This window comes from Agrobacterium sp. YIC 4121 (assembly GCF_002008205.1).
Classification (GTDB): domain Bacteria; phylum Pseudomonadota; class Alphaproteobacteria; order Rhizobiales; family Rhizobiaceae; genus Agrobacterium; species Agrobacterium leguminum.
Genome location: NZ_MRDI01000001.1, coordinates 592,538 through 613,699, shown reverse-complemented (window position 1 = coordinate 613,699; position 21,162 = coordinate 592,538). Strand labels below are relative to the sequence as shown.

Below are 21,162 nucleotides of genomic sequence, written 5' to 3'. Positions count from 1 at the left end.
CGCAATAGCGGGCTCTTAATTCCTTCGAACCTGGCACAGGCGTCAGCGCAATGCGCCGACCAGCACGTCGCGACCGTCTTCAATGGAGACCCAACGGCCCGTATTGAAGGACGCCTGCCGCTTCAGATAGGTGTAGTTGGTGTCGGTCCACAGCTTCACGTCGTCGGTGAGGTTATCGAGAATATAATCGCCGTCGGTGGTGCGAAGGGTCAGCACGGCATGGCCTTCGCCATCCGGCTTGCGCACGACGGTGATCAGAAGATCGGCCACGGAAAAACCACGCTCGACCAGCTTCTTTCGCTTCAGCAGCACGAAATCTTCGCAGTCGCCGGCGGTCGTCGGATATTCCCAGACTTCGTCCTTGCCGTAGATTTCCTGATCGGTCATCGCCACGATGGTGGTATTGACGGACGTATTGACCTCGCGAATGACATCCCAGCCATAATCCGTGACGCGCGGCGGCGGCGTCGCCTTGCTGCGAATATTGCATTCATCGGCATATTTCTGACAGAACTCATAATGGCCGATAGGCTGGGAGGTAATCCCCCCCGTCACCATGGAAGGGCTTCCCTTGGTTTCCGCCGTGGCGGAGGCAGCAGTCATTAGCCCGGCGGCAACTGCAAACAGCAGCGCACGCGCCAGCGGTGCGTTCATCATGAAACCCGTCCCTTAATTCTTAACGAAAAGTTAAGAGGGATAGGGGGCTTGAGTCAATCGCTAGCAATCGGCGGCGCGCAAGACTCGTCGAATATGGTTAAGAGCGTTGCGCAAATGCCTATATTGCAAGGGCTTTGACCGCGGCGAGCATCCGCTCGATATCCTGCGGCCGGGAAAGCCGATGGTCGCCGTCGCGGATCAGCGTCAGCACGACGTCGTCGGACGGAAGATGTTCGATAAGCTTCAGTGCATGCTGATAGGGAACATCCGGGTCGCGCATGCCCTGCAGGATGTGAACGGGGCAGCCGGTGGTGATGATACCCTGCAGCACGCGGTTCTGCTTCCCGTCCTCCATCAGCGCGCGGGTGAAGATGTTGGGCTCGGGGCTATATTCCGAATGTTCCTCGAAATAACCCTTTTCCGCCAGAGAGGTTTTTTCCGCATCCGAAAGGCTGGGCTCTATCAGCTCCTGCGTGAAATCCGGCGCTGGCGCAATGAGGACGAGACCGGCGACGGATGGCGCGCTGCCCGCCTTGCGCAGCTCCTCGACCATGCGTAGCGCAATCCATCCGCCCATGGAGGAGCCGATGAGAACGACGCGCGACGGCGCCTTTGCGCGCACCACGGCAAGCGCCTCTTCCAGCCAGCGGGAAATCGTGCCCTTCCTGAAGTCGCCGCCGGAGGCGCCATGGCCGGAATAGTCGAGCCGCAGGCAGGCAAGGCCGTTTTCAGCGGCGAAGCGATCGAGTTCAACCGCCTTGGTTCCGGTCATGTCGGAACGATAGCCGCCGAGCCATACCAGCATCGGCATATTCTCGCCCGAAGCCGCCGGGCGATGAAGGAAAGCGATGTCGCGAGTGTCGTTGTCGGGGCCTACGCGCAGGAATTCAGCGGCTTGTTCGGTCATGTATATGCAATTCTCCTGATTTTGGTGCAACAACGGCGGCGTATTTGCAAAAACCGTGACAACAGGTGATCTTTTCGGGCAGATATGCTATTGACTTCGCCACGGCAATAACGACATTTCCGCCGCTTGTACCAAACAAGCTGTTTTTTGCTGACGTGATCCAGAAACAGATCAGGAGAATACGACCATTCGCAGACCTTTCAAAGCCGATGCCCCCGTCAAGGAGGGGCCGCGCTCCAACCGGGAAATTCGGGTTCCCAGAGTTCAGCTTATTGATGAAGAGGGCCAGAACCTCGGTAGCATGCCGACGGATCAGGCTTTGAAACTGGCGGAGGAGGCCGGTCTCGATCTCGTTGAGATTTCGCCGAACGCTGAACCGCCGGTATGCAAGATCCTCGATCTCGGCAAGCTGAAGTACTCGACCCAGAAAAAGGCCGCTGAAGCGCGCAAGAAACAGAAGATCGTCGAAGTTAAAGAAATCAAGATGCGCCCCAACATCGACACGCATGACTATGACGTGAAGATGAAGGCGATGGGCCGTTTCTTTGACGATGGCGACAAGGTGAAGGTAACGCTGAAGTTCCGCGGCCGCGAAATGGCCCACCAGGAACTCGGCATGAAGCTTCTCCTTCAGGTGAAGGAAGACACCCAGGCGATTGCCAAGGTGGAGGCCGAGCCGAAGCTGGAAGGCCGTCAGATGATGATGGTTCTCGCCCCGAAATAATTTGCGCCAGCCTTTTAAGGCCGCATGAATCGCCATCGCAAGGGGAAGTTTGCTTTCCCCGTTGCGCTTTTAGCCGACTGCGGTTATAAGCGCGCGTCCGAACGGTCCGGCAGGGCATGCCGAGGCCGTTCCTGAATAGCTTGAAATAGGCCTCGTCTGCCTGTTTCGATACAAAAACGGAGTAGCAAAATGCCCAAGATGAAGACGAAGTCCGCTGCAAAAAAGCGGTTCAAGATCACCGCAACCGGCAAGGTTGTTGCAGCCGCCGCCGGCAAGCGCCACGGCATGATCAAGCGTACCAACAAGTTCATTCGCGACGCGCGCGGAACCATGGTTCTCGCCGACGCTGACGGCAAGAAGGTCGTCAAGAACTACCTGCCGAACGGTCTCTGAGACTTTTCCGCACATTTGGACACTTTAAGGAGATCATGACATGGCACGCGTAAAACGTGGCGTAACTTCCCGCGCCAAGCACACCAAGACACTCAAGGCAGCCAAGGGCTTCTACGGCCGCCGCAAGAACACCATCCGCGCAGCAAAGGCTGCCGTGGATCGTTCCAAGCAGTACGCTTACCGCGACCGCAAGGTCAACAAGCGCAACTTCCGCGCTCTGTGGATCCAGCGTATCAACGCTGCCGTTCGCGAATTCGGCCTGACCTATGGCCGCTTCATCGACGGCCTGAACAAGGCTGGCATCGAAGTCGACCGCAAGGTTCTGTCCGACATGGCTATCCACGAGCCGGCAGCATTCGGCGCGCTCGTCGAAGCAGCAAAGAAGGCGCTTGAGTACCTCAAGGATGCTGGTACGGCCAACGAGTTTGAAACCGCTGTAAAGTAATTACGGCGCGGACAATCTGTTGTTCATTTGAAACCCGCGCCGGTTCTCCGGCGCGGGTTTTGCGTTTGGCTGATGCACCCGCCTGGTCGAGAATGTATCGTAGTTTTTAATTTAGAAATTTAGGAAAAATAGAGTATCCAGCGCGTCTGCCCTGAAAAATCTCCTGGTGGACGAGAATGCTGGTTAATGAAAATCAGGCTGAAACAGCCGAAGGGTTTCGAGTACATCTTGATGATGCAGATATTGCCACTCTCATGCACGCTTTGTTAAAAAGTGAGCGGCGGGTCCAGAAGGTTGAGCTGTCGCAACTGACAGTATGGATCAAGCGCCAGGGCACGGAAACGCCGTCCTGGTGGATAAAGCTGCAGACCTTTCTCGCAAAGCTGCTTCCTTACACCTTCATGCGCCCTTCGCCGCCGCTCGACGGTGCCGGCCTGATGCGTCGCGAACTCGACACCCTGCAGGCCTTCAAGGCCAGTGGTTTTCCGGTTCCGCCCGTGATCTATTCTTCCCGGACCGCAGTTGTGCTGGGCGACGTTGGCCCCACCATCATCGAGCGCATGGACGCTATAAAGGCAGCCGCGCCGACGGAACATGATGCCCTGCTGGTAAAATCTGCCGAGGCACTCGGCGAATTGCATGCGGCAGGCCTTTGCCATGGGCGCCCGCATGTGCGCGACTTTTTTCTCGAAGACGGCCGCGTCGGTTTCATGGATTTCGAGGAGCGCCCGCAGGAAGTCATGCCGCTCGAGACGGCGCAGGCCCGCGATATCTGGCTGCTGTTTTTACAGGTCGCGACCCGCGCCTGCGATGCGCGGAAAACCTGCGATGCCGCCTTCACCCGCTGGCGGGAAAACGCCCCGCCCCGGGCGCTGGAAGAATTGTGCCGTCTGACCGGCATTCTGGGGCGTTTTTTACCGGTTGCCCGGTTGATCGGGCGCGTGCGGATGGGTAGTGATCTGCGACGCTTTATCATGGCGACCGACTATCTCATGAATGCTGTGAACCCCGAAGCCGCTGTTAAAAAGACCGGCAAGGCAGGAAAAGATGACTGAACTTGATACCTTGAAATCGCAATTGATGTCGGAGATCGCCACGGCTGCCGATGAGCCGGCCATCGAAGCCGTGCGCCTTTCCGCGCTTGGCAAGAAGGGCTCGGTTTCGGAGCTTCTCAAGACGCTTGGCAGCATGACGCCGGAAGAGCGCCAGACCCGCGGCGCCGCGATTAACCAGCTCAAGACTGAAATCACCGACCTCATCGGCGAGCGCAAGAACGCGCTGAAGGACGCTGCCATCGCCGCCCGGCTGAAAGCGGAAACGGTGGATGTCAGCCTGCCGGTCCGCCAGTCTCCGGCCGAGCGCGGCCGCATTCATCCGATCAGCCAGATCGTCGATGAAATCACCGCGATCTTCGCGGATATGGGTTTCTCTATCGCCGAAGGTCCAGATATCGAAACCGACTATTACAACTTCACGGCGCTGAATTTCCCGGAAGGCCATCCGGCCCGCGAGATGCACGATACCTTCTTCTTCCAGCCGGATGAAAAGGGCGAGCGCAAGGTGCTGCGCACCCACACTTCGCCAGTGCAGATCCGCACCATGGAAAGCCAGAAGCCGCCGATCCGCATCGTCATTCCCGGCAAGACCTATCGCCAGGATTCCGACGCCACCCATTCGCCGATGTTCCATCAGGTCGAAGGCCTTGTCATCGACAAGAAGGCGCATGTCGGCAATCTGCGCTGGATTCTGGAAGAATTCTGCAAGACCTTCTTCGAGGTCGACAGCGTCGTCATGCGCTTCCGCCCGTCCTTCTTCCCCTTCACGGAGCCGAGCTTCGAGGTGGACATCCAGTGCGACCGTTCCGGCCCGATCGTGAAGTTCGGCGAAGGCACGGACTGGATGGAAATCCTCGGTTGCGGCATGGTGCACCCCAATGTGCTGCGTGCTGGCGGGCTGGACCCGGATGAATATCAGGGCTTTGCCTGGGGCATGGGCCTCGACCGCATCGCCATGCTGAAATACGGCATGCCGGACCTGCGTGATTTCTTCAACGCCGATGTCCGTTGGATGACCCATTACGGCTTCCGCCCGCTCGACATGCCGACGCTGTTCGGCGGTCTGAGCGTTTAATCCGGTTAGCCAAGGAGCAAAGACATGAAATTCACTCTTTCCTGGCTGAAAGAGCATCTCGATACCGATGCGACGCTGGACGAGATTTGCGAGCGGCTGACGGCAATCGGCCTTGAGGTCGAGGACGTTGACGACAAGGCGGCCTACAAGCCTTTCGTCATCGCCAAGGTGCTCTCCGCCGAGAAGCACCCGGAAGCTGACCGCCTGAAGGTTCTCTCCGTTGACGCCGGAGACGGCAAGCCGGTGCAGATCGTCTGCGGCGCTCCGAATGCACGCGCCGGCCTCGTCGGTGCGCTCGCGCGTCCGGGCGTGTATGTTCCGGGCATCGACGTCACCCTTGCCGTCGGCAAGATACGCGGCGTGGAAAGCCACGGCATGATGTGCTCCGAAAAGGAGCTGAACATTTCCGACGATCACGACGGCATCATCGACCTGCCGGAAGATGCGCCGGTCGGCACCTCTTTCGCCGCCTATGCCGGGCTCGACGATCCGGTCATCGAAATCAACCTGACCCCGAACCGCCCGGACTGCACCTCGATCTACGGTATTGCCCGCGATCTCGCCGCTTCCGGTCTCGGCAAGCTGAAGACGAGACCCGCGCCGTCCTTCAAGATCGAAGGCGCAACCCCGGTCGACGTGAAGCTTGAGCTGGACGATGCGGCGCTTTGCCCCGGCTTTTCGCTGCGCATCGTTCGTGGCGTGAAGAACGGCCCCAGCCCGAAATGGATGCAGCAGCGCCTGCTGGCAATCGGCCTGCGTCCCATCAATGCGCTTGTCGACATCACCAACTACATGACCTTCGATCAGGGCCGGCCGATGCACGTCTTCGACGCCGCAAAGGTCAAGGGCGATCTCACGGTTCGCCGCGCAAAAGAGGGCGAGACGATCCTCGCGCTCGACCAGCGTGAATATAAGCTCGGCCCGAACAATGTCGTCATCGCCGATGAGAAAGGTCTCGAATCCATCGGCGGCGTCATGGGCGGCGAACATTCCGGCTGCGATGACAATACTGTCGACGTGCTGATCGAATCCGCTCTCTGGGATCCGATCAACATTGCCAAGACCGGCCGTTCGCTCGGCATCATCACCGATGCGCGTTATCGTTTCGAGCGTGGCGTCGATCCGGAATATATGGTTCCGGGTCTGGAGCGTACCACCGAGCTGGTTCTCGAACTGTGCGGCGGCATTGCCGGCGAGGCGAAGGTCGTTGGTTACAAGGGGCATCAGCCCAAGGTCGTGGATTTCCCGCTCGCGGAAGTAAAGCGCCTGACAGGTCTGGAAGTCTCGGCGGAAGAGAGCCTCGCCATTCTCAAAGGCCTGGGTTTCAGCGTCGAGGGAACGGGCGAGCGCGTCTCCGTCACCGTGCCGTCCTGGCGTCCGGATGTCGATGGCAAGGCCGATCTGGTGGAAGAGGTCATGCGCATCCATGGCGTCGACAACATCAAGCCCGAGCCGTTGGAAAGCTTCGGCGCGGTCAACGGCCGTATCCTGACCACGCTGCAGATCCGCACCCGCACCGCGCGCCGTGCGCTGGCAAGCCGCGGCATGCTCGAGGCCGTCACCTGGTCCTTCATCCCGGAAGCGCAGGCGAAACTCTTCGGCGGTGGTTCGCCGGCCCTCAAGCTCGCAAACCCGATTGCGGCCGATATGTCGGACATGCGGCCCTCGCTGCTGCCCGGCCTGCTGACTGCCGCACAGCGCAATGCCGACAAGGGCTATGGTGACGTCGCGATCTTCGAGGTTTCCGGCACCTATGAGGGCGATACACCTGATAAGCAACGCCGCGTTGCCGGCGGTGTTCGTCGTGGCACGGCCTCGCTCGCAGGCAGCGGCCGCATGTGGTCCAATGCTTTGAAGGGCGGCGGCAAGCCCGTGGATGTCTATGACGCCAAGGCCGATGCGCTCTCGGTGCTGGAAGCTGGCGGCCTGCCCATGGCCAATGTGCAGATCGAAGCCGGCGGCCCCGGCTGGTATCATCCCGGCCGCTCCGGAACCATCAAGATGGGTCCGAAGGTCGTGCTCGGCTATTTCGGCGAGTTCCATCCGAAGACGCTCTCCGAACTGGATGTCTCCGGCGCCTATTGCGGTTTCGAGATTTATCTCGACGCCATGCAGGAGCCGAAGAAGAAGGCCACCCGCACCAAGCCTGCGCTCGAGCTTTCGCCCTTCCAGGCGGTGAAGCGCGACTTCGCCTTCGTGGTCGACAAGTCGGTAGAGGCGGGCGCCATCATCAAGGCTGCAACGAGCGCTGACCGCAAGCTGATCACCGGCGTCAATGTCTTCGATATTTTCGAGGGCGCATCGCTCGGCGAAAACCGCAAGTCGGTCGCCATCGAAGTTCAGATCCAGCCGGTCGACAAGACGCTGACGGACGAGGATTTCGAGGCGCTGACGGCCAAGATCGTCGGCAATGTCGAGAAATCGACGGGCGGCGTCCTGCGCGCCTGAGTCTGAAAGCAGCTGACGGAATGAAAAAAGCCGCGGCAATTGCCGCGGCTTTTTTGTTTTTATCGGTTGGCCATCCGTGACATCTGTTCTGGATAACGTGCGCCGGCGACTTTTGCGGGCGAGAGCAGCGCGCCGAGGCTGGCGGCTTCTTCTGCCGTCAGCGATACCTCCGCCGCGGCAACATTCTTCTCCAGATTGGCGATTTTTGTCGTGCCGGGAATAGGAACGATGAAGTCGCCCTGTGCCAGCACCCAGGCCAGCGCCAGTTGTCCGGCGGTCACACCCTTCTCAGTCGCCATGTCCTCCAGAAGCTTGATGAGCGCCAGATTGGCGTCGAAGTTTCCGCTCTGGAAGCGCGGCAGGCCGCGGCGGAAGTCGTCGGATGCAAGGCCGTCAAGCGACTTCAGCGCGCCCGTCAAGGCACCGCGCCCGAGCGGGCTGAAGGGGACGAAGCCGATGCCGAGTTCTCGGCAGGTTTCCAGCACGCCGTTTTCCTCCACGTCGCGGGTCCACAGCGAATATTCGCTCTGAATTGCCGCAATGGGATGAACGGCGTGCGCTTTGCGAAGCGTTTCGGCACTCGCTTCTGAAAGGCCGAGATGCTTCACTTTGCCCTGCTTTACCAGCTCGGCCATAGCGCCTACCGTGTCTTCGATCGGCACATTCGGATCGACGCGATGCTGATAGAACAGGTCGATCTCATCGACACCGAGGCGTTTGAGAGAGGCTTCGGCGACGGCGCGCACATTTTCCGGGCGGCTGTCGGTGCCCACCATCATCTGGCCAGCGGGTTTGCTGGTGTCGATTTTGAAGCCGAACTTGGTGGCGATGACCACCCTGTCGCGATAGGGCTTCAAACCCTTGCCGACAAGGATTTCGTTGTTGTAAGGCCCGTAAACCTCTGCCGTATCGAAAAAGGTGACGCCGAGTTCGACGGCGCGGTGCAGCGTTGCAATTGCGCTGCTCTCATCGCCGGTCGGGCTATAGGCGTGTGTCATGCCCATGCAGCCGAGGCCAAGCGCGGAAACGGAAAGGTTGTTTCCAAGGGTTCTTTTTTTCATCTGTTCGTCCTTCCAAAGGAACCGCCCGTCATCAGGGCGTTATGAGAAAATAGCGTCTCATGGCGGCAAAAATAATCGCTGCAAATCCGCGTGGGTTGTTCTATCATTTAGAACAATGAACCGTGTGCAACTCTCCCAACTGGCTGTTCTTGCCGCCGTTGCCGAAGGCCGCAGCTTTCGCAAGGCCGCCGCCGAACTTGCCATTGCCCCTTCCGCTGTCAGCCATGCGGTGTCGTCGCTGGAGGCGAGCCTTGGCTTGCGTCTGCTTCATCGTACCACCCGCAGCGTTTCACCGACAGAGGAGGGCAGGCGGCTTCTCGAAACACTTGGTCCGGCACTTGCCGATATCGATGCGGTCATCGAGACGCTTGCCGAGCAGGGCGGAAGACCGGTCGGCCCCCTGCGCATCACCCTGCCGCGGCTTGCTGCCGAGGACCTCATCGTGCCCCGGCTGGGTGAGTTCCTGCGGCTCTATCCTGATATTTCCCTCGAAATCTCAACGGATGATCGTTTCGAGGATATTGTCGCGAAAGGTTTCGATGCGGGTTTGCGGCTTGGCGAGCACCTCGATGCGGATATGATTGCGGTAAAAGCCAGCGGCGCATGGCGCGGCGCGATTGTCGGCGCGCCCTCCTATTTCTCAGAAAATCCACCACCGCAGGATCCAAGGGATCTCATCCGGCATCGCTGTATCCGCCGGCGTTTCGCCAGCGGCCTTATCTATCGCTGGGAACTGGAGAAGAATGGCAAGCCATTGGTGGTTGATGTGCAGGGGCCGCTGATCCTGTCGGACCAGAGCCTTATTCGCCGGGCTGCCATCGACGGGGCAGGGCTTGCGTTCGTTTTCGAGCAGCGTGTTGAAGACGATATCCGGGCGGGCAGGCTTATCCGCGTGCTTGACGACTGGTGCGCCCCGTTCGACGGTTTTTACATTTATTATCCCTCGCGCCGGCAGATGAGGCCGGCGCTGAGGGCTTTCGTGGATTTCTTCCGCTTCAGGATTTGATCAGAACTTGATGCGATAGCGGATATGGCCGTCGCTCTTCACATAGCTGTCGTAGAGCTTCTGGGCGCGGTGATTGTCCTCGCCGGTGTGCCAGTACAGCCGTGACCAGCCCTTGTCCTTGCAGATGGCGACAAGATCATCCATCAGCGCCCGGCCCGTTCCCTTGCCGCGGATTTCGCCATCGACAAACAGGTCTTCCAGATAGCAGTCGGGCGTCTTTACCCAGGTGGAATCATGGAAGTGGTGAATGGCGAAACCGGCCATGCGGTTGCCGAGCATGGCCAGGCGCATGGAAACACGGGATGCGGGATCGAGAATGCGTGCCCAGGTGTGCTCGGTCACCTCATCGGCAAGTTCGACATCATAAAAGGCAAGATAGTCGTTCCACAGGCGCAGCCATTCCGTCCGGTCAGCCGGCTGCGCATCGCGAATTCTGAGCTCCATGTTACGCACCCGCCTTGTCGAGCAGTGTCATCATCTCATCCGTCAGCTTTAACTCGACGGCGCGTTTGAAGCTTTCAAGCTGGGAGAGGCTGGTGGCGCTGGCGATCGGCGCGGTTATCGCCTTCTTGCGCAACAGCCAGGCCAGTGCGATGTCGGCAAGTTTGGCCCCGGTTTCCACTGCCACGGCATCCATGGCGCCCAGAATGGCAAGCCCGCGCGTATTGACATATTCACCCACGCGATAGCTGCGGGCGACGCCTTCCGTATCGGCCTTGGCACGATATTTCCCGGTGAGGAAGCCGGCGGCGAGGCTGTAATAATTGATGACGCCGATTTCTTCCTTCTGGCAAAGCTCGGCAAGCGGACCTTCGAAATACTTGCGGTTATAGAGATTATACTCCGGCTGCAGCACGTCATAACGGGGAAGATTGTTTTTTGCGGCCGTGTCCAGCGCCTCCTGAAGCTGGCTTGCGGAATAATTGGAGCAGCCGATGGCGCGGATTTTTCCCTGTTCCTTCAGCTTGCCGAAAGCGGCGAGCGTTTCCTCCAGCGGCACATCCGCATCCGGCTTGTGGGCGAGGTAAAGGTCGATGTAGTCGGTTTGCAGCCGCTTCAGCGACGCTTCCACGGCCTCCGCGATCCACTTGGCGCTGAGGCCTGTCTTCTGGCCGCGATTGTCAAAACCGACCTTGGTGACGATCACCGCATCTTCACGCCTGACACTGGATTGCTTCAGCCATTTGCCGATGATCGTCTCGGACTCGCCGCCCACATGTCCGTCCACCCATGCGGAATAGACATCCGCCGTGTCGATGGCGTTGAACCCGGCGTCGAAAAAGGCGTCGAGCAGGGCAAAGGAAGTCTTCTCATCCGCTGTCCAGCCGAACACGTTGCCCCCGAAGACGATCGGGGCGATGGAGAGGCCGGTGCGGCCGAGGCTTCGTTTTTCCACGGGGAATGCTCCTGTTGCTGTCTTGGTGGCAAGGTAGCAACTGCTCATCCGCATAACCATTCAATTCCTTTGATGGCATTCATCAGGCAGCGGCAGGGTTTGAGATTATCAGGCCTGAAAACCGCGATAATGGCTGGGCGGGTAACGATTATGCTGCTGCCAGACGCGCCGCAAATGCCGGGCGGAGGCAAAGCCCGCCCGTTCGGCAATGGCTTCCATATCCAGGCGACTGTTGGCGAGAATGTCGCGGGCGAGATTGACCCGCATCAGGTTGACGTAGTCGATGACGCTGATGCCGGTATGCTCGCGAAACAGGCGCGACAGATGCCTTTCGCTGAGCGCCGCAATATCGGCCAGCCGCTCCAGCGACCAGTCCTGCGCCGGCTCTGCCATCACACGGTCCTGAACCCGGTGAATGGCGGGATGGATGTGGTTACGGCCGGTGAGCCAGGGGGAGATTTGCGGATCGCTGCCGCTGCGCCTGAGATAAACCACCATGGTTTTGGCAATACGCGCGGCGACAGCCGGGGATGTCAGCCGGGAAACCACATGCAGCATCAGGTCGATGCCGGTGGAAATACCGGCACTCGAGAAGCGGTTGCCATCCTCGACGAAAAGGCGGTTTTCGGCCACCTGGGACAGTGGAGCGATGCGGCGCAGCCCTTCAAGGCAATCGGCATGGGTCGTGCAGTTGCGCCCATCGAAAAGCCCGGCTTCGCCCGCCAGCAGCGCGCCGGAACAGATGGAAATGACTGTCGTATCGGGGCGCACAACACGGCGCAGCCATGCCGCCAGCACTTGCCGCTCTCGCCCTGTCTCCGGATCGTTGTCGAAGCGTGATGTGCTGCCGGAGATCAGCAGGAAAGCATTTTCCGGCAGGGTCGCAGGCAAGTTCTCCAGCCCTGAAAGCGCAAGACCGATGGAAGATTGCTGTTTGTCAGTCGCAGCAATGTAGCGGCAGTCGAAATGGATGTCCCGCTGTTCCCCATTGGCATAACGGATCACTTCGAGCGGGCCGGCAATATCGAGCAACAGCGCATGTGGCGGCACAAGCGTATAAAAGGGAATGGTGCGCGTGCCGCCTTTATCCATCAGGCGGCCTCTTTGACGGTGGCCAGTGCATCATCGACGGTCACGATGCGCGCGAAGCGGCCGGCCAGCACCAGCTCGGTTCGCTTGCGGATATCGTCCGGGCTGAAGACGGTGCCGGAAGCATGTGTCATCGGGAAAGTCAGCGTCGCTTCGGTGACGTAATCGACGCTGTAACCAAGATCGGAAGCATGCCGGGTGGTGGTTTCGCAGCATTGTTCGGTGCGGATGCCGGAGACGATCAGCCGGTTGATGCCCTTCTGCGTCAGCCAGATTTCGAGGCCGGTGCCGGCAAAAGCCGAATGGCGGTTTTTGTGAAAGGTGACATCAGGGGTAATCCGCACACCCTCCAGCGCCCGGATATAGCCGCTGTCTTTTGAAAAGGCCCTGTCGCCATCGACGTGGAAGATTTGTACGACGGGAATGCCCGCAGCCCTGACGCCGTCGATCAGTGCCTGCTGCTTCTCCAGATAGGCGGTAAGCTCGCTTTCCTCGAAGTAAGGGGCGTGCCGAAAGGACTCCTGAACGTCGATAACAAGCAGCGCTGTACGAGAAGAGGACATTTCATGTTTCTCCATTGGGTTCATGCATAGCATAATTCCTCTTATCCAGATCGGAGAAAAGCAGGCATTCCGACAAAGACAGGACACATTCAGCCATACTCTGCTCTGTCATGCATGTGCGGCTTGCCAGACCGTATGACGATGGTAAGTTTCCGGCGGATGGCAGAGCGGGAGATTGGAATGCTGCGTTTCGGAATAATCTCAACGGCGAAAATCGCTCAGGATCACGTCATTCCGGCGATACAGGATGCGCAGAACTGCGTGGTCAGCGCTATCGCCAGCCGTGACCTCGCCAAGGCGCGCGCGGTGGCGGATCGTTTTTCCGTGCCCCACGCCTTCGGCTCCTATGAGGAGATGCTGGCCTCGGATGTGATCGACGCCGTCTATATTCCGCTTCCGACCTCGCAGCACGTGGAATGGACCATCAAGGCCGCCGATTCCGGCAAGCATGTTCTGTGCGAAAAGCCGATTGCATTGAAGGCTGGGGAGATCGACACCCTCATCGCCGCGCGTGACCGCAACCGTGTTGTCATTTCGGAAGCTTTCATGGTCACCTATGCGCCCGTCTGGGCGAAGGTGAAGGAGTTGCTGGCGTCCGGCGCGATAGGCACACTGAAGCATGTTCAGGGCGCTTTCAGCTATTTCAACCGCGATCCCGGCAATATGCGCAATATTCCCGAACTGGGTGGGGGAGCCTTGCCGGATATCGGCGTTTACCCGACCATCGTGACGCGCTTCGCTACCGGCGCGGAGCCCCGGCGCGTACAGGCCACCGTCGAGCGCGATAAGGAATTCGGCACAGATATCTATTCCAGTGTCAGGGCCGATTTCGGCGATTTCGAACTGAGTTTTTATCTGGCGACACAGCTTGCCGCCCGTCAGGTGATGGTTTTCCATGGCACTGAGGGGTACATTGAGGTCAAATCTCCCTTCAACGCCAATCGCTGGGGTGCGGAAGAGATCGAGCTGACCAATCAGGCCCATAACCAGTCGCAAATATTCCGGTTTCAGGATAGCCGCCAATATAAGCTGGAGGCGGAGGCCTTTGCCCGTGCGGCGAAGGGCGAGGGCGACGTCGTGACGCTGGAAAGCTCGAGAAAGAACCAGCTTTTCATCGACGCCATCTACCGGGCGGCGGAAAAGAATGGCTGGGAGACGGTTTAGTCCTGATCTTGCCGTTGCTTTTGAAGCCGCCAATAACCGTAAAGCGCCAGCGCCAGTGCCGCCAGCGCTGAAAAGGCAAGTGGGACGAGCGGCTGGACGAGAGGATTGCGCCATTGCAGCAGGGCAAACAGGCCGACACTGACGATACGTGAGGTGACTGTGACGGCATTCATCAGAAAGCTGTTCAGCCTGGCTGACGCCTCACCATTTGCACGGTTCAGCCGCCAGCTTGTTGCAAGCCCCGTTGCTGCGCCCGGCAAACGGGCGGCCAGCGGATCGACGCCGAGATAGAAAATAACCAGACAGGTCACGGCAAGGTCAGCGGCCAGTCCGCAAATCTCGGTCAGCGCAAAGTGCGGACGCCTCAAGACTGTGGGCTTTTAGAGGGTTGGCTGGGTGGAGCGCGGGCGCTGCAGCACCAGAAGGCTAAGGACGACACCCACGACACCGAAATTGTAACCGGCGAGCGCCAGAAGCAGCGACATCAAGGGCACGGCCGTGGAAGAAAGTGCAATCGCCACGCCATAGGCACCGATAATCATCATGCAGATGAAAACGATGCTGAAAACCGAACGAAGCGCAACTGCGGTTACGCCGAGTGCTGTGGCGGTAAGAAAAATCATGATGCCGCCTCCTCTTTGGTTGCCGGGCCTGGGGCAAGACGTAACGCCGTTTTCCCTAACGAACCCTTGTTTCCTCCTCCAATCCCCATTTTCCTAACTCGTTAGTTGAGGATATGGTTTCATCGCCGTTAAAATGAGGCTGGCCGGCGCCGGCATTTCCGAATCGACGGGTTTTGGTTACAAACGGGCATGAGCGATATCTTCTCCCACGCAGCATTGAGCAATCTTGCCGAGTTCTCGGTCTCCGAACTGTCGGGTTCCATCAAGCGCACGGTGGAGACGGCTTTCGAGCAGGTGCGGGTGCGCGGCGAGATTTCCGGCTATCGCGGTCCGCATTCTTCAGGACATGCCTATTTCTCGCTGAAGGACGACCGCGCCCGTATCGATGCGGTGATCTGGAAAGGCACCTTCTCGCGGCTGAAGTTCCGCCCGGAAGAGGGCATGGAAGTCATCGCCACCGGCAAGGTCACAACTTTTCCCGGCTCGTCGAAATATCAGATCGTCATAGAAAGCCTCGAGCCTGCCGGCGCCGGCGCGCTAATGGCGCTGTTGGAAGATCGCCGCCGGCGTCTGGCGGCGGAAGGGCTGTTCGATGCGGCCCGCAAGCGCCGACTGCCCTTCATGCCGCATGTCATCGGCGTCGTTACTTCGCCCACGGGCGCTGTCATTCGCGATATTCTTCACCGCATTTCGGATCGATTTCCTGTCCATGTGGTCGTCTGGCCGGTCAAGGTGCAGGGCGAAGGTTCGGGCGAAGAAGTGGCGAACGCCATTCGCGGCTTCAATGCGCTTCCGCCCGGCGGTGAGATTGCGCGGCCGGATGTGCTGATTGTCGCGCGCGGCGGCGGCAGTCTGGAGGACCTCTGGAGCTTCAACGACGAAATCGTCGTACGCGCCGCTGCCGAAAGCGAAATCCCGCTGATTTCCGCCGTCGGGCATGAAACCGATACGACCTTGATCGACTACGCCGCCGATGTGCGTGCGCCGACCCCGACGGGGGCCGCCGAAATGGCCGTGCCGGTGCGTGCGGAACTGGAAGCGCAGCTCTCCGGCCTTGCCGCGCGTCTTTCAGGCTCGGTCTCGCGGCAGATGGACAATCGCCGTCAGGGTGTGCGGGCGCTGGTGCGCGCGCTGCCGTCGCTCGATCAGCTTTTGGCCCTGCCGCGCCGCCGTTTCGACGAGGCCGCGAGCGGTCTCGGGCGTGGACTGGAATTGACCACGCTGAACAAGCGCCGCGCCTTTGAGCGATCCGCCTCGGGTCTCAGGCCGGAAACCTTGCTGAATGGTCTCAAACAGCACAGGCAACGGATTACCGAGCGCATGCACCGGGCCGAAACCCTGGTGGAGCGCCGTCTGCTGCAAGGAAAAGGCCGTGTCGATGCCTTCGATTCCGCGCTGCGTTCGCTTCCCGCCCGGCTGCTCGGCCAAGTGGAGCGGCAGAAGGAGCGGGTCGTCACCGGCGCGCGCCGGGCCGATACAGCCGTATTGCACCGCATGGCGCAGAGCCGCGCAGGCCTTGCCGCCCATGACCGCATCCTGCAATCGCTGTCTTATAAAAACGTGCTGAAACGCGGTTATGCCGTGATCCGCGATGAAGAAAACCGGCCGCTGACCCGCGCTGCCGCTGTCGCTTCAGGTGCTGTGGTCTCGATGGAATTTGCCGATGGCCGCGTCTCGGCCATCACGACGGGGGAGGGGATGCCATCCCCTGATAACCCTGTAGTGCCCAAAAAGAAGCCGGCCAAACCGGCTTCTTCCGATCCGGGCAATCAGGGCAGCTTGTTCTGATCAGATCGATGCCGCATCCGAAAAACGGCGGCTGACGGTGAAGGTCTTTTCGATATCGGGATGAAGTTCCATGCCAAGGCCGGCGCCCGGCGGCACGGTGATCATGCCATTCTTCACCTCAGGCAATGCGGTGACGAGATCGCGATACCAGGTCTTGTAGAAGGCGCGCACGCTTTCCTGCACCAGCGCGTTCGGCGCGTTGAGCGACAGATGGGTGGAGGCGCAGAGCACCACCGGCCCGGTGCAATCATGCGGGGCGACTGGCAGATGCCAGGCTTCCGCCATCGAAGCGATCTTGCGCGCCTCCGAAAGCCCGCCGCACCAGCTGATGTCCAGCATCACCACACCGGCAGCACCTGTCTCCAGCAGATCGCGGAAGGCCCAGCGTGAACCGAGCGTTTCCGAGGCGGAAATGGGTGCAGGCGAAACGGCGGCATAACGCGCCAGGCTGGAAAGACTGTCCATCTTGATCGGGTCTTCATGCCAGAACGTCTGGTAGGGAGTGAGCGCCTTGGCGATCTGCATGGCGGGCAGAAGCTGCCACATGGAGTGAAACTCCACCATGATATCCATCTTGTCACCCACTGCCTTGCGAATTTTCTCGAAAGGCTCGAGCGCACTCTTCAGGTCCGGCATCGAAATATATTGCCCGCGCGTCTTTTCTGCCGCCGCATCGAACGGCCAGATCTTCATGGCCGTGATGCCGTCTTCCAGCAGCGAATGGGCAAGCTCGTCCGCCCGGTGCAGGAAGCCGTTCAGGTCGTCATAATCCTTGCCGCCGGAAAGGCCATAATTGGCGGTCTGCTGCCCGGTCGCCTTCTTGATATATTCGGTGCCCGCGCAGGTGTTGTAGGTGCGGATTTCCTTACGGCTGAAACCGCCGAGCAGCTGGGCGATGGGCTGGTTTGTGGCCTTGCCGAAAATATCCCACAGCGCGATATCGAAAGCGGAGTTGCCGCGCACTTCCGCGCCCGATGAACGGAAGCCGAGATAACCGACGAGGTCTTGCGCCAGAAGGTCGATCTGCAGCGGGTCGCGGCCGATCACGCGGGGGGCTATATATTCGTGAACATAGGTCTCCACCGTCTCGGCGCCATAAAAGGTTTCGCCAAGCCCGGTAATGCCCTCATCGGTGTGGACCAGAACCCAGAGCAGGTTTGCCCGTTCCGCCACACGAACGGTCTCGAGTTTCGTGATTTTCATGAAAGTGTCTCCTCCAGAGATTTTCGTCTGGGATTTCGTTGAAAAAAATCAGGCTATGCCGGCGGCCAGAAGCGCATGCACGCTTTCATCGAAATGCCGCGCCATCAGCGTTGAGGCCGTTTGCGGGTCACCGGCGGCAATGGCCTGCCCGATGGCGATATGAAGTTCCCCGGCTGCATGACGCTGCGCGTCGGATGTTCGGCTCTTCCATCCGATCGGCCATGTCTGACGCGTCACGTTTTGAAAGGCGCCGAGAATGAGTTCGAAAACCGGGTTCTTCGAGGCTCGGGCAACGGCGAGGTGAAAAGCAAGGTCGTGTTCCATGACCTTGTCATTGTCACCGAAATCCCGCTCCATATTGTTGGCATGGTCGAGAATGGTGAGCGCTTCCGCATCCGTTCGCCTCAGTGCCGCGAGCGTCACGGTTCTGACTTCGATCGTGCGGCGCACGTCGTAAATCTGCTGGATGTTGATCTGTTCGGTGTGAATGCCATGTTCGAACATCAAGGACATTGCACCGTGATCCAGCGTCGCCACCGTCGCGCGCTTGCCGGCACTCACGTCGATCAACCGCATGGCCGAGAGGGACCGGAAAGCCTCGCGAACGACGGTGCGGGAGACACCTAGCTGCTGCGAGAGCGAAAGCTCGCTGGGGAGCTTTGCTCCCGGTGCAAGTTCGTTTTCGCGGATATGGCGGGTGATAGCGCCGATCGTGCTGCTGACGAGACCGGACTCATGCGAAATGGCAGTTAACATTTTTCCTCCAACCTGTAGTACAGGTTTATGGAAAATTGCTTACAGGATTTTTTGGAGCGAAACAAGCGCCATCCCGGAGCCATTGTGTGTTTGTCGGGCCGAAAAGCCTATTCTTCGAAATCCCGCAAAAACCGTTTCAGCAGCCGGTTCAGCGTCGCACGCTCTTCTTCGCTGAGACCGGCGACCAGGCGGTGCTGGTTTTCGACGTGAGCGCCTGCCGCTTCCTCGACAATGGCAAATCCTCGTTCCGTCAACGATATCAGGACGCTGCGCCGGTCGTTCGGGTTATGGATACGCTCCACCAACCCGGCTTTCTCGAGCTGGTCGATCCGGTTGGTCATGGTGCCGGAACTCACCATCGTCATGGCCAAAAGATCGCCGGGGGAGAGCCTGTAGGGTGAGCCGGAGCGCCGCAATGTCGCCAGCACATCGAAAGCGGACGAGGAGAGCCCGTGCTTCAGCAGCACCGCCTCCACCTCCCGGCCGAGATGGGTGGCGAGCCGGTTCAGGCGCCCGAGCAGCCCCATGGGACCGACATCGAGATCGGGCCGCTCCCTGCGCCATTGCGCCAGAATGTGATCGACATGGTCCAACGGTTCTTTGCTCATCACCAAGGCATAACAATTGATGTCTTGACGTCAAGATAAAATCGGCTAGATTGCATTTATCTTGATATAGAGATTCTTGAAATGAAGAAAAATCCGACCTATGCCGCCGATGTGGTGGTGACCGCCCTTGCCCCCGCCATCTGGGGAACCACCTATTTCGTGACGACCGAATTTTTGCCGCACGGCTATCCCTTTCATGTCGCGATGCTGCGCGCATTCCCGGCCGGCGTGCTTTTGCTGCTTTTTGTAAGAAAGCTGCCGCACGGTATCTGGTGGCCGCGCAGCTTCATTCTCGGGGCGCTGAATTTCTCGTTCTTCTGGGCGATGCTTTTTGTGTCGGCCTATCGGCTGCCGGGCGGCGTGGCGGCAACGGTGGGTGCGGTCCAGCCCCTGATCGTGATTGGCCTTTCCCGGCTGTTTCTCGCCGCACCCGTCCGGCCGCTGGCCATCGCGGCCGGTTTTCTGGGCATTGTCGGCGTCGCGCTTCTGGTTCTGGCGCCGGGCGCTGCGCTGGATGGTATCGGTGTGGCGGCAGGTCTTGCCGGTGCCGTCTCCATGGCTTTCGGAACGGTGTTGACCCGCAAATGGCGGCCGCCGGTCGAACCTCACATTCACCGCCTGGCAATTGACGGCGGGCGGCCTTCTGTTGCTGCCGGTCGCCTATTTCCTGGAGCCGGCCCTGCCGACGCCGACAGCGGCCAATATTCTCGGCATGGCCTATCTGGGACTTGTCGGTGCTGCCCTGACCTATTTTCTGTGGTTTCGCGGGCTTGCCCGCATCGAACCTTCCGCCGCCGCATCGCTCGGCTTCCTAAGCCCGGTCGTTGCAACCCTGCTCGGCTGGCTGGCGCTCGGCCAAAGCCTCACGCCAGCGCAGATCGTCGGTTTCGTTGCGGTGCTTTTCAGCATCTGGCTCAGTCAGCGCAGCCAGTTGCCGAGATAGGTGTCGTCAGGCCCATTCGCCCTTGCGCATCACCGGAACCGTGGAGCCGTCCGGCTTCACACCGTCAATATCCACCTTGTCGGAGCCGATCATCCAGTCAATGTGGATCAGGCTTGAGTTGCCGCCCTGCGCCTTGATTTCTTCCTGCGACAGCGAAGCACCGTCGAGGAAGCATTTCGAATAGCATTGGCCGAGCGCAATGTGGCAGGAGGCGTTTTCATCGAACAGCGTATTGTAGAACAGGATGCCGCTTGCAGAGATCGGCGAGGAATGCGGCACCAGCGCCACTTCGCCGAGACGCCGCGCGCCCTCGTCGGTGTCGAGCACCTTGTTCAGCACCGCTTCGCCCTTCGAAGCCTTGGCTTCGACGATGCGGCCGGCTTCGAACTTCACCTGGATGTCGTCAATCAGCGTTCCTTGATGCGATAGCGGCTTGGTGCTGGAGACGTAACCGTCGACACGCAGCGCATGCGGGGTGGTGAAGACCTCTTCCGTTGGGATATTCGGGTTGCAGGTCACGCCATTCTTGGCGGTGGAGGCGCCGCCATGCCATTCATGGCCGTCGGCGAGACCGATCTTCACATCCGTGCCGGGGCCGGTGAAATGCAGCGCAGAGAAGCGCTCACCGTTCAGCCATGCCGAACGTTTGGCGAGATTGGCATTGTGCTCGGCCCAGGCCGCGACCGGATCGGTCAGATCCACCCGCGACGCGGCGAAGATGGCGTCCGCGAGCTTGCGGACCGCTTCGTCTTCCGCGAGACCGGGGAAAACCTGCTTTGCCCAGGAGGGGTTCGGATAGGAGATGATGTTCCAGTTGATGTCGAAATTAGAAATCTTCTCCAGCGCCGGCTTGTAGGCCGTGGAGTTGGCCTTGTTGGCGCGGGCTACCTTGGCGGGGTCCTGTTCGGCCAGCAGCATGGGATTGTCGCCGGCAATCGCCAGCCGCGCCGCGCCATTGGCATAGGCCTTCGCCATGCCTTCATAAAGCCAGCCGGAAGCCCGGTCGAAATTGGCGTCGCTGGCGTGGCGATAGCGGGCAAGCGTGGTTTCTTCGTCGGAATAGAAAGTGGTGACCAGTCCGCCACCCGCCATATAGGCGTGTTTGGTCAAAAATCGCACCAGCGGCAGGGCTGCCAGCGGTGCGGTAATCACCAGATCCTGATCCTTCTGCAATTGCAGGCCGACCTTGACGGCGACTTCGGCCAGTTTTTCGAGTTTGACGGGATCGATGGGGGAAACGGTCATGATCTGCCTTCGT

22 protein-coding genes and 1 pseudogene are annotated in these 21,162 nt (G+C 59.7%); 10 read left to right on the top strand and 13 right to left on the bottom strand.

The window, feature by feature from the left end:
* Positions 1–42 precede the first annotated feature (42 nt).
* Both BTE54_RS03125 and BTE54_RS03120 read right to left on the bottom strand, forming a co-directional pair.
* Positions 43–657, bottom strand: a complete 615-nt coding sequence (locus BTE54_RS03125) for a transglutaminase-like cysteine peptidase (protein WP_003524508.1) — start codon at positions 655–657, stop codon at positions 43–45.
* Positions 658–775: 118 nt separating this feature from the next.
* Positions 776–1,564: an alpha/beta hydrolase gene (locus BTE54_RS03120; protein WP_065654682.1), complete on the bottom strand. Its 789-nt coding sequence runs from the start codon at positions 1,562–1,564 to the stop codon at positions 776–778.
* Positions 1,565–1,751: 187 nt separating this feature from the next.
* Here BTE54_RS03120 and infC point away from each other — a divergent pair, with 187 nt between their 5' ends.
* The 6 genes from infC to pheT all read left to right on the top strand — a co-directional run bounded on the left by infC (position 1,752) and on the right by pheT (position 7,704).
* Positions 1,752–2,288 carry a translation initiation factor IF-3 gene (gene infC, locus BTE54_RS03115; RefSeq protein WP_078051391.1) on the top strand — a complete coding sequence of 179 codons (537 nt, stop codon included), beginning with the start codon at positions 1,752–1,754 and terminating at the stop codon, positions 2,286–2,288.
* Positions 2,289–2,477: 189 nt separating this feature from the next.
* Positions 2,478–2,681, top strand: a complete 204-nt coding sequence (gene rpmI / locus BTE54_RS03110; protein ID WP_035264590.1) for a 50S ribosomal protein L35 — start codon at positions 2,478–2,480, stop codon at positions 2,679–2,681.
* Between the two features lie 40 nt (positions 2,682–2,721).
* Positions 2,722–3,126, top strand: a complete 405-nt coding sequence (gene rplT / locus BTE54_RS03105) for a 50S ribosomal protein L20 (protein WP_003493358.1) — start codon at positions 2,722–2,724, stop codon at positions 3,124–3,126.
* 176 nt (positions 3,127–3,302) lie between these two features.
* Entirely contained in the window at positions 3,303–4,181 is an 879-nt protein-coding gene (locus BTE54_RS03100) for a phosphotransferase (protein ID WP_078051390.1), read from the top strand.
* The gene (gene pheS, locus BTE54_RS03095) at positions 4,174–5,256 is read left to right on the top strand and encodes a phenylalanine--tRNA ligase subunit alpha (protein WP_078051389.1); all 1,083 of its coding nucleotides are present in this window, start codon (positions 4,174–4,176) and stop codon (positions 5,254–5,256) included. The genes BTE54_RS03100 and pheS overlap by 8 nt, the downstream gene beginning before the upstream one ends.
* 24 nt (positions 5,257–5,280) lie before the next feature.
* Positions 5,281–7,704 carry a phenylalanine--tRNA ligase subunit beta gene (gene pheT, locus BTE54_RS03090; protein WP_078051388.1) on the top strand — a complete coding sequence of 808 codons (2,424 nt, stop codon included), beginning with the start codon at positions 5,281–5,283 and terminating at the stop codon, positions 7,702–7,704.
* 59 nt (positions 7,705–7,763) lie between these two features.
* On the opposite strand, the gene BTE54_RS03085 is transcribed toward pheT, so the two are convergent.
* Positions 7,764–8,765 (bottom strand): aldo/keto reductase, encoded by a 1,002-nt coding sequence (locus BTE54_RS03085; protein ID WP_078051387.1) that lies wholly within the window; start codon positions 8,763–8,765, stop codon positions 7,764–7,766.
* 115 nt (positions 8,766–8,880) lie between these two features.
* Here BTE54_RS03085 and BTE54_RS03080 point away from each other — a divergent pair, with 115 nt between their 5' ends.
* Positions 8,881–9,771, top strand: a complete 891-nt coding sequence (locus BTE54_RS03080) for a LysR family transcriptional regulator (protein ID WP_078051386.1) — start codon at positions 8,881–8,883, stop codon at positions 9,769–9,771.
* Here BTE54_RS03080 and BTE54_RS03075 read toward each other — a convergent pair whose 3' ends face one another.
* The 4 genes from BTE54_RS03075 to BTE54_RS03060 form a co-directional block, all read right to left on the bottom strand.
* Positions 9,772–10,215 (bottom strand): GNAT family N-acetyltransferase, encoded by a 444-nt coding sequence (locus tag BTE54_RS03075; RefSeq protein WP_078051385.1) that lies wholly within the window; start codon positions 10,213–10,215, stop codon positions 9,772–9,774. It lies immediately after the preceding gene.
* A 1-nt stretch (position 10,216) separates the two neighbouring features.
* Positions 10,217–11,167: an aldo/keto reductase gene (locus tag BTE54_RS03070; RefSeq protein ID WP_078051384.1), complete on the bottom strand. Its 951-nt coding sequence runs from the start codon at positions 11,165–11,167 to the stop codon at positions 10,217–10,219.
* 108 nt (positions 11,168–11,275) lie between these two features.
* Positions 11,276–12,259: a GlxA family transcriptional regulator gene (locus tag BTE54_RS03065; protein WP_078051383.1), complete on the bottom strand. Its 984-nt coding sequence runs from the start codon at positions 12,257–12,259 to the stop codon at positions 11,276–11,278.
* On the bottom strand, positions 12,259–12,819 hold the full coding sequence (locus BTE54_RS03060; RefSeq protein ID WP_078051382.1) for an isochorismatase family protein: 561 nt from the start codon (positions 12,817–12,819) through the stop codon (positions 12,259–12,261). Before BTE54_RS03060 ends, BTE54_RS03065 begins: the two co-directional genes overlap by 1 nt.
* 180 nt (positions 12,820–12,999) lie before the next feature.
* On the opposite strand from BTE54_RS03060, the gene BTE54_RS03055 reads away from it, so the two are divergent.
* A complete protein-coding gene (locus BTE54_RS03055; protein WP_078051381.1) occupies positions 13,000–13,983 on the top strand; it encodes a Gfo/Idh/MocA family oxidoreductase in 984 nt (327 codons plus the stop codon).
* Here the strand turns inward: BTE54_RS03055 and BTE54_RS03050 are convergent.
* A complete protein-coding gene (locus tag BTE54_RS03050; RefSeq protein WP_078051380.1) occupies positions 13,980–14,351 on the bottom strand; it encodes a hypothetical protein in 372 nt (123 codons plus the stop codon). The genes BTE54_RS03055 and BTE54_RS03050 overlap by 4 nt on opposite strands.
* 12 nt (positions 14,352–14,363) lie before the next feature.
* Positions 14,364–14,606: a hypothetical protein gene (locus BTE54_RS03045; RefSeq protein WP_078051379.1), complete on the bottom strand. Its 243-nt coding sequence runs from the start codon at positions 14,604–14,606 to the stop codon at positions 14,364–14,366.
* A gap of 189 nt (positions 14,607–14,795) precedes the next feature.
* On the opposite strand from BTE54_RS03045, the gene xseA reads away from it, so the two are divergent.
* Positions 14,796–16,394 carry an exodeoxyribonuclease VII large subunit gene (xseA, locus tag BTE54_RS03040; RefSeq protein WP_078051378.1) on the top strand — a complete coding sequence of 533 codons (1,599 nt, stop codon included), beginning with the start codon at positions 14,796–14,798 and terminating at the stop codon, positions 16,392–16,394.
* Here the strand turns inward: xseA and BTE54_RS03035 are convergent, their stop codons facing one another.
* The 3 genes from BTE54_RS03035 to BTE54_RS03025 form a co-directional block, all read right to left on the bottom strand.
* On the bottom strand, positions 16,395–17,597 hold the full coding sequence (locus BTE54_RS03035; protein WP_078051377.1) for a mandelate racemase/muconate lactonizing enzyme family protein: 1,203 nt from the start codon (positions 17,595–17,597) through the stop codon (positions 16,395–16,397).
* 48 nt (positions 17,598–17,645) lie between these two features.
* Positions 17,646–18,353, bottom strand: coding sequence for a FadR/GntR family transcriptional regulator (locus BTE54_RS03030; protein WP_078051376.1), 708 nt, complete (start codon positions 18,351–18,353; stop codon positions 17,646–17,648).
* Positions 18,354–18,460: 107 nt separating this feature from the next.
* Entirely contained in the window at positions 18,461–18,961 is a 501-nt protein-coding gene (locus tag BTE54_RS03025; protein WP_174024128.1) for a MarR family transcriptional regulator, read from the bottom strand.
* Positions 18,962–19,042: 81 nt separating this feature from the next.
* Here BTE54_RS03025 and BTE54_RS03020 point away from each other — a divergent pair.
* A pseudogene (locus BTE54_RS03020) lies at positions 19,043–19,904 on the top strand (EamA family transporter).
* Between the two features lie 6 nt (positions 19,905–19,910).
* Here BTE54_RS03020 and BTE54_RS03015 read toward each other — a convergent pair.
* On the bottom strand, positions 19,911–21,149 hold the full coding sequence (locus tag BTE54_RS03015) for an aminopeptidase (RefSeq protein ID WP_078051375.1): 1,239 nt from the start codon (positions 21,147–21,149) through the stop codon (positions 19,911–19,913).
* Positions 21,150–21,162 lie beyond the last annotated feature (13 nt).